This is a genomic window from Spiroplasma endosymbiont of Nebria brevicollis, assembly GCF_964030895.1.
GTDB lineage: Bacteria > Bacillota_I > Bacilli_A > Mycoplasmatales > VBWQ01 > Spiroplasma_E.
This window is the reverse complement of record NZ_OZ034986.1, coordinates 339231-352268: the sequence shown is the minus strand read 5'-3', so window position 1 is coordinate 352268 and position 13038 is coordinate 339231. Positions and strand designations below refer to the sequence as shown.

The window sequence follows — 13038 nt, the reverse complement described above, 5'->3', positions numbered from 1 at the left end:
GATGTCTAGAGAAAAGATAATTGAACCCTTACAAAATTACGATTTTCGGGTCGCACAAACTTATCTAACTCATATCTTTTACAAAAACAAAATGATACATAAGGTATCATTTTAATAGTAAATTCTTGTTAAAAAATACTAGGTAAATAATCCATGAAGAAATCATTTAACAACTCTCAATTACAATTCCTTTGTGTTTCTGGAGTTAATATTCATTCGCTAAATGCTTCAGCAAATAACTCATCTGGGGGAATCTTCATATCTAGATTAATTCAATAACCACGACCAAAATTACTACGTACCACCACTAATGGAAATAATTTTTTTTCTACTTCATTAGTAATCACAACATTATCTTTTATATTTAAATATTGCATAAAGTTGTCTACACACTCAGGAATTAGATGTTGCGATTGTACAGATAAACTATTATTTTTAGTAACAGATGGTCCTAAATTACAATTCTCATTATTACTTTTTACGTTTCAATTATTATTAAAAGTATCACGTTTGGTATCATCTAAACTTAAATAAATACTTAGTGCATGACCAAATTCATGAGCAACAATACTAATAATATCATCAGATGCCCATCATCCTTCACGATATTCTTGATCGATAAAACTAGTGTTAAAAGATTCACTATCAAAGCCCATTCTTAAATTATTATAACTAGGATCATAAATTGTTCATGCTACAATGTTATTATTTAATGGTACTTCAGTAATATTTTGAATTAGTTTTGTTACCACATCTTTACCATATAATTGACCAATGATGTTGTAAAGACGGAGAATATTATTTTCTCCTACGGTCTTTTCATCATTAGTAACTTTTTCTTCATTAAGCAATTGATCCCAATTAGTTTCACTATAACCGATTCCCATTTTAGTATTCAATAGGTCAGATTGAAGACTAGCATAATTTTGCCATAATACATTTTTTTTACTAGTAGTATTATCATACAAATTATTAAACTCATTAATGCTAGTATCGCTGGCTTTGTTAGCGATTTCAGTTTCATATTTCAAAATAAAATCATGTTCACCAGGAATGTCATATTGTAACATACTAACTTTGTCATTACGGTTAAAATTATGAGCAAATAATGAGCATCCTGTTACTAGTAAACTGTTAATAGTAACTATCGATAAGCTACTAAGAAACGTGAAAAATCTAAGAATCTTTTTCATTTTCTTTACCCCCACCAGTGATCTGTTAAATAATTATAACATATCACAAAATTTTAGAAGGTTTTTAGTTTATTCTCAATTTTTTCAGTTAGAATTGTTTTTAAATTATCTTTAATTTTTGTTAAATTAGCAGTTGTTTTTCCTAAATCCGAGATACTTTTATCAAATTTATCAAATTCACCCATAACTTTTCCGATTAGTTTGTTAAAGTCATTTTCCATTCATGATTTAAATTTTTCCATCATTTTTTCATCTTGGTCTTTAATTTGTTGTTGGTTTTCTAAGGTAAATCTCTTGTTGATTAACATTTTTAAAACATTAACTATTAATACTAAAATCTCAAAATCAGTATTAACAATGAAAATATTATTGTGGGTTTTAGAATGCGTAAATGGGGCATGAGCATATGCTCAAATGATTAGTCCAAAGTCACCATTTCATTCTTTTAATTCTTTGACTAACTTGTCTTCAACATCACTAAGTATTAATTTTTCTTGATTCTTTAATTCAAATAAGATTTTTCCCATTTCTTTTTTTTCATTGCGTGGATTAGTAATGCCTAACATGAAATCGGGTTTGCGACCATTAATAGCTTTTGTTGTTTTTTCAAAGTTATCGCTTAAGTAAAAAGTGTTCATTGTTCGTTCGAAATCGTTTTCTAAATTAGAACCTAAAATACCACTTTTAATATTACGTCCTTGTTCTAGTTTTAGTGTTAGTTCAGCAATTTTTAAATTTAATTCACTTTCTTTTTTAATATTTTGGTCTTTAATAGTATCAATTATTGTTTGTTTCTCTTTTAAAACAGATAATTCTTTTGCGGTTAGTTGGGTTTTTAGTTCGGCTTCAAAGTTTTTATTTTCAATAACTAATTCTTGGATTTTATTATTAAGGTTATTTAATTCCTTTTGTTTTTCGGTATGTAATTGTTGAACAACTTTTTGTTGGTCTTTTGTTAATTGTGCTTCTTGGGTTTTTAGTTGTGCTTCTAAAATCGCTTTTTGTTGTGTTAATCACTGACTTTGCAATTTATCTGTTAATTCTTGTTTATATTTTGTTTCTTGACTATTAAAAAATTCTTGTAAATGAGCAATTGCTTGTTCATTTTCTTGAAAATCTTTTTCTGTAATTGGTTTGTGACAATGGGGACACATAATTTTAAATGCCATAAATTGGTTATTTTCCTTTCTAAATTGAACGTAATAATTATAAGTGTACAGTATATAAAGGAGAAATTAAGGAAAATTTTAAATAAAGTATTGTTATTGCATTAATAATTTAATCAAATCATTTAAATAGTTTTCATGTTAAGAAATAAATAACACAACTTATTACATTAATAACAAGAAAGGCACCAACAAAAATACCAATAACGCCACCGACACCAATCGTATCAACAAAATTAGAACTAACAATGCCACTTAAAAAATAAGTTAAAACAATTAAAGGGGCAACAATTAATAAACTAGTAAATAAACTAGCAATAGCTTGTCCAGTACGACTTTTAATAAGCACTGACATTAACAAGGCAACAATAGTAATAGTAATTGATAATACTAACGTAAATAATATAATGATTAATAATTGTCAACTAAAGATTGATGATAACATTGGTGATAATGGAACAGCATACCCCACAATGATTACTCCAATAAAAATAATAATATCAGAAATTAAAATTAATGCTAAGTTAAATAATGAAGACATAATAATAAATTTATTTTTACTAATACGTGTTAATCCAATTCGACGATAAACAACACTCTGTTTTAAATCTAATAAAATTGCTAAAAAAGTTTGAATTGACAATGAAGCAGTTTGTGTTAATCAAATAATCATTAACACAATTCGCCCAATACTCTTTCCACTAGGTGATGCTAACATCAAATTATTACCTCAAATTGAAGCGGCAATAAAAATTAATGGTGAAATTAAAACGGAAAATAAAATAATAGAACGATTACTTTTTAAATAACTAATAAATAAATTAATAACTGCTCAGTCATTAATTTTGCTTTTTAAGATGTTTTTTTCATGATTTAGCTCATTTTTCATTACTACCACCTCCTAATCGTTTTGCTAATTCTTCAGTATCATACATACCAATTTTATATTCTTTAAATTTAGTTTTAACATATTCTTCAACACTACCATATTCTTTAACAATAGTTTTGACATCATTAATACTAATAATTGCACCTTCAAACATAAAAATAACTTGTTGACAGAAACGCTCAATTTCTTGCATATTGTGCGAAACAATTAAAACTGATAAATCAGAATCAATAAAAACTTCTTTTTCTAGTAATTCATAAATCCGTTCGCGAACTTCCAAATCCAAACCAGTGGCCAATTCATCTAATATTAATAATTCTGGTTCAACAATTAATGCTAATAAAATATTAATCTTTTGCTGCTGTCCTCCTGATAACGTAATAATCGGTTTATTAATAAATTCTTCGGCATCTAAATAATATAATAATTTTTGAATATCTTGAATTGATTTGTTTAAACGATAAGCACGCAAATAAAATTGAGCCATGTCTCAACCAGTAACACCACGGGGATATTTAGTTTCTTGTAACTGCATTCCAAGTTTTAAATCATCTTTAATATTAATAATACCACTAGTAGGTGCTCGTAATTGCGAAATAATTTCACAAAGCGTAGTTTTTCCTGTTCCATTTGGACCAACAATCCCAATTCGTGAACCAATGGGAATGTCCAAACTAATGTTTTTAATTACAACATTTTTGTTATAACTTTTAGAAACATTAATGATTTCGACATTATTTTTTTCATTTTTAGTCATAAATAAATGTTCCTTTCTAAATGGATAAATCTTTATAATCTTATCATAATTATTAGCTAAATTCTTAATTCTTTTACAATCAGTTTTTGATATTTTTTCATAAGAATGATTTATTTAGTGTTAAGATTTTATTAGTAAAAGATATAATGTATAAGGAGAAACAACATATGAAAAAAGATATCATAAAAACTGGTGCTGATTTAGTAGTTGACACGTTAATTAATCAAGGAGTTAAATATATTTTTGGCATTCCTGGTGCTAAACTTGATAAAGTGTTTGATGTTTTAAATGACCGTGGTCCACAATTAATTGTGGCCAGACATGAACAAAATGCTGCCTTTATGGCAACAGCCATGGGTAGAATTACCGGTAAGGCAGGAGTTGTATTAGTAACCTCAGGACCTGGTGCTTCTAACTTAGCTACAGGGTTAGTAACAGCTAATGCTGAAGGTGACCCCATTGTTGCCATTGCTGGGAATGTACAACGACAAGACCGTTTAAAACGGACACATCAATCAATGGACAATGCTGCTTTGTTTGCACCAATTACTAAGTTTTCTAAAGAGGTTATTCATCAAGATAATATTTCAGAAACTATTACTAATGCTTTTCGTAGTGCTGAAAATGGGATACCTGGTGCTAGTTTTGTTTCATTACCTGCTGATATTATTACCTCACCAGTAGCAGTACAGGCAATTGCTGCAATTACTAGCAAACCCAAATTAGGAATTCCGACAAATGAAACAATTAAAGAATTAATTAACAAAATAAACGCTGCTCGCTTACCTGTCTTTTTGTTAGGAATGCGTGCTTCTAGTACTAGTGTCACAACAGAAATTGGTAACATTTTACGTAACCATAGTTTTCCAGTAGTAGAAACATTTCAAGCAGCAGGAATCATCACGCGTAAATTAGAAAGCAATTTCTATGGACGGTTAGGTTTATTTAAAAATCAACCAGGTGATGAGTTATTAAATAATGCTGACTTAATCATAACCATTGGTTATGATCCTATTGAATACTATCCACGTATTTGAAATAAAAATTTAACACCAGTAATTAACATTGATGAAGTAATTAGTGATATTGATAATTTTTATCAACCAGTATTAGAAATTATTGGTAATATTAGTTTAACATTAAAAACTTTTAAGGAACAATTTAAAGGTTTAAAACTAAGCAAAGAAAAACTATTATTTTTAAGCAAATTACAAACTAAGTTAAATGATAATCAACAAATAATAGAGAAAAAAGATGCTAAGGTTCATCCCTTATTTTTAATTAATACTTTACGTAGTATGATTGATGATAGTGTTACTGTTACTTGTGATGTTGGTTCGCATTATATTTGAATGGCTCGCTACTTTCGTAGTTATAAACCACGAACATTATTATTTTCTAATGGTATGCAAACATTAGGAGTAGCATTACCATGAGCCATTGGTGCTGCATTAGTACGACCAAATCAACAAGTGGTATCAATGTCAGGTGATGGGGGATTTTTATTTTCAGCCATGGAATTAGAAACAGCAGTGCGATTAAAGTTACCGATTGTCCATTTAATTTGAAATGATGGGAAATATGATATGGTGGCATTTCAACAAATTATGAAATATAAACGAACATCAGGTGTTGATTTAGGTCCTGTTGATTTTGTCAAATATGCGCAGAGTTTTGGTGCTATTGGTTTACGTGTTGAGAAACAAGAACAATTAGCAGATGTTTTAAAGCAAGCATTAAGTTATCAAACCCCAGTCATTGTTGATATTGTTATTGATTATAGTGATAATATTGGTTTAGGACAAACCATGTTAGAAAATCAAATTTATTAGCATGAAAGAGTTGTTAGTTATGGAAAAAAAATATCATAGTTTTTATCAATATTCCACTATTTCTGCGCTCATGGGTAAGGATTTTTATGGATCAATTAGTTTTAAAGCATTATTAGCAAAGGGTGATTTTGGCATTGGTACTTTTGATCGTGTTGATGGTGAATTAATTATCTTAGATGGTAAAGCTTATCAAATGTTAAATTCAGGACAAGTGAAAACAGTAACTGATGATATGACATCTCCATTTGCATCATTAACGTGATTCAAAAGTAATATCAAAATTGCTTGTGATAATCTTACATATGAACAATTAGAAACTAAAATCATGCAATCATTACCATCACCTAATCTTTTTTATGCTTATAAAATTACTGGTAGTTTTCAACAAGTTATGGTCAGAACAGTTACAAAACAAACAACCCCCTTCCCATCATTACTAGCAGCAACTAAAGACCAAACAGTAATGACTATGAACAATGTCAGTGGTGATATTGTCGGATTTTGAACTCCTAAATTTGCTAGTGCGATCGGTGTTTCTGGTTTTCATAGTCATTTTATTAGTTCTTCTAAAACGCAAGGCGGTCATGTTTTTAATATAATTAGTAACAAAATTAATATTGAAATTAGCTATTTAAATAATATGGAATTACAATTACCAACAAGTAATAGCTATTTACAATATGAGATTGCTGAGAATGATTTACAAGATGCAATTAAACAAGCAGAATCACAAAGAAAGTAATGATTATATAAAACTATATGTTAGAATAATAATATGGAAAGATTGCTTAGCGTGTTAAAACAAGGTAGGTAGTCTTTGTTTTATTTAAATAAATTTGTAATAGGAGTTAAATATGAATTGATGAACAGTAGTATTAATTATTAGTGGTGTTTGAGCGCTTATTGGTTTTATAACAGTAATTATTATTTTAAAATTAAAAAAAGTAAAACCTATTGTACAAAAAGTCATTAATTATCATCTTAAAATATTACTACAAAATACTGTGGTTACTAAAAGTAGCAACTATAATTATCATTTAGTAAAAAAAGGTAAAAACATTGAGGATGCTTTGTTATTTTTACAATTTAAGTATGAAGTTGCTGTACTTAATCAAAATAATCAACAAATGATTAATTGAATAGCTGACATTAATTATTGTTATTTATTTAACCATAATCATCATCGTTTTACTGTTACTAATATTTTAAACCATGGTATTAAACATCATATTAATATTTTAAAACCACTACATTGTTTAAAAAAATTATTTGATAAGTGTCATAATAAAATGAATAATGATAAACCCTGTCAAAAACCAAAAAATCAGAAAACAGCAACTAATGGCCTTAATAATCATTACCAACATAATTTTAATGAAAATGCTATTAATAACTTTGCATCAACAGTTAATTATCAAACACAAAATATTCATCATAACGCCATGTAGTAAATAATATAATTAATAAGTGTTATACTTAATATAAGTGTGACATTAAAAGAAAGAAGGAGTATTATGTTTAAAGACACAACAATCTTCAAAGATTGAAGGTTTTATTTTAAATTAGGATTTGGTTTCCTATTTACTATTACTTTATTATATGGATGACTATCTCCCATTATCAATGGTATTCCAGTTAATGATTCGCAAAAAAATGATGCTGTTAATTGAAGTTGGTTTACACAAGATAAAGGTGATTTTAGTTTAAATTACTTATCATTCTTTACCATTCAAACCAATATTTTAGTGGCCTTATGATTTGTGTTTGGTGCAATATTTCATAATCGTGAAGGTAAAGCTGATAGTCGCTGATTTGGTCATTATATGACATTAGGAATAACTACTTTTATTGCTATTACTGGGATTATTTTTAACACTATGTTATTACCTGCTTTGCACAAAGATATTCACGGTTTTTATGGATGATTTACTAATGTTATTCAACATATGGTTTGTCCAGTAGTAACAGTAATTTATTTTGTATTTTTTATGAAACGTGATCAAGCATCTGTCTTACCAACAAAACTATTTTGAAAAAAATATTTATGAAGATATTATGCTTATCCTCTTATTTGAGCAGTAATAATGTTAATTCGTGGGGAGTTTCGTCATAAAGCTGGCAAGGTATGAGCTTATCAATATTTCTTTTTAAATATTCATAAGTCTTCATTTGGCATACCAGGTGTGGTATGATTACTAATTGCTGCAGTCTTTATTACGTTAATTGTTGTTGGGATTTCTACTTTATTTAACACATTTACTTATCGTCAAGTAAATAAAAATAATCAATAACTATAGACAAATTTGTTTTTCTTTTCTATACTATCTATAAACTAAATATAGTTTTTAACCTATTGCTTTATTTTAAAGTAAATAGGTTTTCATTTTGAAAAGGAGAATAGAAAACAATGCTTACAAGAAGTCAAGAAAAATTAACAAATGAAGAAATTTTAATTCTCAATGGTTTTAATGAGGTACTTAAAAGCCATAGTTTGACCTTTAAAGAAGTAAAATTAAAAGATACTATTACAAATGAAAATTTAGAAATACCAGAAGTATCAAAAATAGAAGAAAGTAATAATAAATATGGTTTTAAAGCATGAGAAATAGAAATATTTGATAAAATTATTGAATATGAAGAAGAAGTTGAAAATATCAAGGAAGAACATAATTACTCCAAGCCTTTGTCATTAAAAATTAACTAATACAAGAAAACGCCAATTAGAGCGTTTTTGTCTATTGAATGTTATATTTTGAATTAAACTAAAGTACCTTCTTAAAAAGCATTTTAATTTAATACTTGCTACACTCTCAAGCATTAACCAGATAATTAAACAATATCTCAACTTTGATAACCATCACTACTATATTTGTTAACACTTTTAATAATAATTTTACTACCACTATTTAATGTTAAATTTTTAACATAATAATTACAACTAGTAGTTTCACCTAAACGGTAGTAGTTACCATCTTGTTGTAAATAAATTTCATAATAATCAATATTTTCTTTATTAATGGGATTAACATCTCAGTTTAATCTAACACTTGTTAAATTATCACGAGTAATAGCATACTCACTAGCAAGTTTCTTAATTGGTGGAATAATGTCATCTTTACTATTACTGACACTATCAGGACAATTAATTCGTAACTCACCAACATCAAAAGTAACAGGTGTTGTTGTAATACGATTATGAGGTTTAATATCTAATCCTAATTTAGCAATCTTAGTATTAGTAGGGATTGTTAAAGAATCTAAGTTGACAGTCATACTAACTCAGCAGTTACCATCATCACTATTAACAGGTGCTAATGAATGATAACTACCATCATCAAAAGTAACTCCTAAGTTGACATCAAAATCACTATTATGATTACCACTAACTTTGTATTTTCAATTAATAATTTTTTTATTATTACTATAGTTAGTACCCATAATATTTCATTGTTTTTCACTATTAAATTTAACAGGTAAAATTTTACCATTTTGATCAAAACCACCACCTAATGCTAACGCATTACCTTTACGATAAGCATGATAGTAATCATAAAAACCAAAGATATTTTTATCATTATCATTAGTAGTGCTATCTTTAATATCTCATTTGTAGGTAGGTGTCGTATCAGCAAGGCGGCGATTATTTCAAGGATAATTATTAATTTGTTTACCATCATCATTTACAAAGATTTGACCGTTACCTGTCGAAAAGTTAGTTTTAAATTGTTGTAAAGCATGAACAACATTATCAAATAAAACTGTATTTTCTAATTCCTTATCCCCAATACCATAACTTAAACTACTAACATCAGTTTTTGGTAATCATGAAGTAGTGCCTTTATCATCATTACTTAAATGACGATTGTGACCAGTATAAACCATATCATCAAGATAGTTAGCATAAACTGTGGCATATGTATCATCAGCGATGGTAATTGGATGACCTAAATTTTCTAAATACATACGTGCCAAATCAACAGGAGTTGTTGAAGCAAACATACTTATGGAATTAATATCTTGACCACTAAATGTTCATTTATTGTTTTGATAATCATTTTGTTCTTGAATCGGGTCATGATAACGATTGCCAGCACTGTCAAAATGTTCTTGTGTTAACTCATTAATATTACGAGTTCCCATTCGTGTTTTATTGTAAAAAATTTGACCCCCTACTCAACCACCAAGATTGTATAAATTGTACGTATCAAACTTGTTATATTGCCGATGATTAGCATTTCACTGGGCACTATCATTAGGATAAGTATAGAAATCTTGTAAAAAACGACCAGTAGCAGCTTTTGATAAATTATCAGCTTCGCTATCTAAGAGTTTACCATTAGATAGATATTTTAGATTACCATCATTTTTATAAGTAATCATTTGTAAGTTTTTAATCGATTCATCACTACTATTTTTAGTTTTGTTTGTAAACTGTCGGACAATATTGATCGAGTTTTGACTATCCATAACTAAACCATTGGGTGAACCACCATTAGGTTCATTATTATAAATTCAACCATCAAATCCCATATATTTAGCCATGTTAATTAACACATCAACAATTAAGTAATTACCATTGTTGTCAGTTTTAACATAATCTTTTAAATCACTTTTACTTAAACCATGAAAACCATCTAGGAAAATGGTTCCCAAAATTCTTGTGCCATTAATATGGGCTTGGTTAATATCATCAGCAGCAGGAGGGACAATAATCCCTTCATTAATTGCACCAGCTCATGCAACAAAAGTATCAACATATTGTCAATTATTAAAGTTATAATCAAAAGTACGTTTCGTACCAACTATGGTATTAGCACCACTAGTTGTTTTAACGCTTAACCCTAAGTCAAGTGTCTTGAGGTTTTCATTTTGGCTATTAACTCATTTGGCAGCAACTTTTTTAGTCGCAAGTAATGGAACATCACTTTGGTTATATTTAGCATCATGGTCAGTAGCAGGACTTCAATCAAGAATACTATTAATCGGTTCAAACATTTTATTTTTATCAGTTTCACCAAAATCTTTTCGCTCGTTACCATTAGGTAAAAATGCTGAGTTTAATGGGATACCAGTAACTGCTTGTTTTTTAATGCCCGTATCATTTTTGAAACCAGTATTAAAATTATGATAATCAAGATAACGCTGATTATGTTTAATATTAATATTACCCATATTAGTGACATTATTTGCTTCATTAACAACTTTTTGGTAATTAGAACCGTAAGGTTCTTCAAGACTTCAGTCATAATTAGGTAATGTACTTAAATCAATCCCTAAAAAATCAAAAGCACAACTAATAGTCAAGGCAGGGGCAGTTAAAATGCTAACTCCTAATAGCGCATAAATTTTCTTTTTCATAATTTTCTAACCTCGATTGTTTCAATTAAACGTGAATAATGAAGCAATGTATAAACCAATGCAATAAGTGATTCCACCAAATAATGGGCCATAAATGTTAGCAAAGCTAATAGTTGCTAACTTGGAAGTAGGGTTATCAATAAAGTAATTAATATTACCTACTGAGGAACTATAAAACACTGTCCATACGCCATATTTTTGAGGAATTAAATAACTAATATAAACCACAAATGAGGACTTAGAAGTAATTGTGGGACTTAAAAATAAATCTGATAGCATAATACAAGCACAGATTATTAAAATGGTTAAACTTTGACACAATGATAAATTTTTAAAAGCACCAGCAATTAGAGTAGCAATTCCAATTCCTGACAAAGTAACAATACTAGCAGCAATAAAAAAACCAAATCACGATACAAATACCTCACTAGCACTCCCATAACTAAAGAAACTAAAAGTTTCTAGAAAAACATTACTAGTACTACTAATTAAAGGTGCTATTCCTAACATCAGACATGAACCTAAAAATATTGAAGACATTCCAAGTAAATAACCAACAATTCAAATTGATAAAATAAATTGATATTTACTTGTCCCAATAATATGAATTCGTTTTAAAAAGATGGAAGCTTTTCATTCTGAGATTAAAGTATTAAGCAAGATGGTAATTCCAAACCCAGGAATTAACAAATAACCAGCAACAATGGGAGGTAACAATTTATTAATACCACCAAATGATTGGAAGGTATAAATAATTAATAATAAGGCAATGGGAATTACATAAACATAAATATATGTTCGTAAATTTTTAAAAATGGAAGCCAATAACAAACTTAAGTTTTTACCTAAGAAAATATTAAACTCTTTATAGTCTTTCTTGAATTGTGGTCAACGCAAGATGGGCAAAGTAAATTTTTTGGTTTTAATTTCTGAATTATCACTACCATTCACTTGTTGGTTATTGGTTTCTGGTTTAGATTTTTTCAACTTACTAAGTATTTTCATTGTCAACCTCCTGCATCTCATAATATGTACGCATAAATTTACGAACTGTACCAAATTCTTTTTGAATTTCTGTTAAGGATTTATCGTGGATGATATTGCCTTTTTCTAGTAGAATTACACGTTGGCATAATGCTTCAACTTCCTCAGGAATATGGGAAATCATTAGCAAAGTTTTGTTATTATCTTGCAAGTAAGTTTTGAAAAAATTAATTAATTTAACTTGCATTTTCAAATCTAAACCAGTAATTAACTCATCTAAGATTAAAATTTCAGGAGCATTAATAATCGACAACATGGCATTAAAACGTTGTTTTTCACCACCTGATAAATTATTTAAATCTTTATTAATAATGCTAGCAATGTCAAAAATATTAATGAGGTTAGTGACAGGTTGGGTCTTTCAAACTTTTCGTCCCACATAATATTTAATGATTGATTTGGGAGTTACACCTTTCGGTCAATATCCTTCTTGAAATTGCAACCCAATCCGTTTTAATTTTTCTTGGTCACTAAAGATTTTAATAGTACCTGTACTTGGCGGAGTTATATTAGCTATTAATTCAATCAGCGTTGTTTTACCAGAACCATTAGCACCTAGGATAGCAACTCGTTCACCACGAAAAATATCAAGATTAATGTTATTAATGATGACTAATTTTTTAATGCGTTTAGTTAGGGAAGAGATTTCAATTATTTTTTTCATAGTAAAGATGATTATACGCAAAATAAATAAAAATACAATTATAATTTAATTTTACAATAGATAGAATGATTGATGGGATACATGTTAAGGTTAGAGAAGATAATAAAGTTACTTCTAAAGTATTATGTCTTTAGT

The 13038-nt window shown here is 28.3% G+C and carries 12 protein-coding genes; 5 read left to right on the top strand and 7 right to left on the bottom strand.

What is annotated here, in order from left to right:
• Nucleotides 1–128: 128 nt before the first annotated feature.
• The 4 genes from AAHM98_RS02010 to AAHM98_RS01995 form a co-directional block, all read right to left on the bottom strand.
• Nucleotides 129–1193, bottom strand: coding sequence for a hypothetical protein (locus tag AAHM98_RS02010; RefSeq protein WP_342276839.1), 1065 nt, complete (start codon nucleotides 1191–1193; stop codon nucleotides 129–131).
• A 53-nt stretch (nucleotides 1194–1246) separates the two neighbouring features.
• Nucleotides 1247–2362: a DUF2130 domain-containing protein gene (locus AAHM98_RS02005; protein ID WP_342276838.1), complete on the bottom strand. Its 1116-nt coding sequence runs from the start codon at nucleotides 2360–2362 to the stop codon at nucleotides 1247–1249.
• A gap of 109 nt (nucleotides 2363–2471) precedes the next feature.
• Nucleotides 2472–3248 (bottom strand): hypothetical protein, encoded by a 777-nt coding sequence (locus AAHM98_RS02000; RefSeq protein WP_342276837.1) that lies wholly within the window; start codon nucleotides 3246–3248, stop codon nucleotides 2472–2474.
• The gene (locus tag AAHM98_RS01995; RefSeq protein ID WP_342276836.1) at nucleotides 3199–4005 is read right to left on the bottom strand and encodes an ABC transporter ATP-binding protein; all 807 of its coding nucleotides are present in this window, start codon (nucleotides 4003–4005) and stop codon (nucleotides 3199–3201) included. The genes AAHM98_RS02000 and AAHM98_RS01995 overlap by 50 nt, the downstream gene beginning before the upstream one ends.
• Before the next feature lie 146 nt (nucleotides 4006–4151).
• On the opposite strand from AAHM98_RS01995, the gene alsS reads away from it, so the two are divergent.
• From alsS to AAHM98_RS01970, 5 genes are all read left to right on the top strand, one after another.
• Nucleotides 4152–5837 (top strand): acetolactate synthase AlsS, encoded by a 1686-nt coding sequence (gene alsS / locus AAHM98_RS01990; RefSeq protein WP_425289591.1) that lies wholly within the window; start codon nucleotides 4152–4154, stop codon nucleotides 5835–5837.
• A 19-nt stretch (nucleotides 5838–5856) separates the two neighbouring features.
• A complete protein-coding gene (gene budA / locus AAHM98_RS01985) occupies nucleotides 5857–6579 on the top strand; it encodes an acetolactate decarboxylase (protein WP_342276834.1) in 723 nt (240 codons plus the stop codon).
• Nucleotides 6580–6691: 112 nt separating this feature from the next.
• Nucleotides 6692–7285 (top strand): hypothetical protein, encoded by a 594-nt coding sequence (locus tag AAHM98_RS01980; protein ID WP_342276833.1) that lies wholly within the window; start codon nucleotides 6692–6694, stop codon nucleotides 7283–7285.
• 66 nt (nucleotides 7286–7351) lie between these two features.
• Nucleotides 7352–8128, top strand: a complete 777-nt coding sequence (locus AAHM98_RS01975; protein WP_342276832.1) for a Pr6Pr family membrane protein — start codon at nucleotides 7352–7354, stop codon at nucleotides 8126–8128.
• 116 nt (nucleotides 8129–8244) lie between these two features.
• The gene (locus tag AAHM98_RS01970) at nucleotides 8245–8541 is read left to right on the top strand and encodes a hypothetical protein (RefSeq protein WP_342276831.1); all 297 of its coding nucleotides are present in this window, start codon (nucleotides 8245–8247) and stop codon (nucleotides 8539–8541) included.
• Nucleotides 8542–8666: 125 nt separating this feature from the next.
• On the opposite strand, the gene AAHM98_RS01965 is transcribed toward AAHM98_RS01970, so the two are convergent.
• The 3 genes from AAHM98_RS01965 to AAHM98_RS01955 are packed head-to-tail and all read right to left on the bottom strand — an operon-like array spanning nucleotide 8667 to nucleotide 12903.
• On the bottom strand, nucleotides 8667–11195 hold the full coding sequence (locus AAHM98_RS01965; RefSeq protein ID WP_342276830.1) for an endo-beta-N-acetylglucosaminidase: 2529 nt from the start codon (nucleotides 11193–11195) through the stop codon (nucleotides 8667–8669).
• A 6-nt stretch (nucleotides 11196–11201) separates the two neighbouring features.
• On the bottom strand, nucleotides 11202–12200 hold the full coding sequence (locus tag AAHM98_RS01960; protein WP_342276829.1) for a hypothetical protein: 999 nt from the start codon (nucleotides 12198–12200) through the stop codon (nucleotides 11202–11204).
• The gene (locus tag AAHM98_RS01955; protein WP_342276828.1) at nucleotides 12187–12903 is read right to left on the bottom strand and encodes an ABC transporter ATP-binding protein; all 717 of its coding nucleotides are present in this window, start codon (nucleotides 12901–12903) and stop codon (nucleotides 12187–12189) included. Before AAHM98_RS01955 ends, AAHM98_RS01960 begins: the two co-directional genes overlap by 14 nt.
• Nucleotides 12904–13038: the final 135 nt, after the last annotated feature.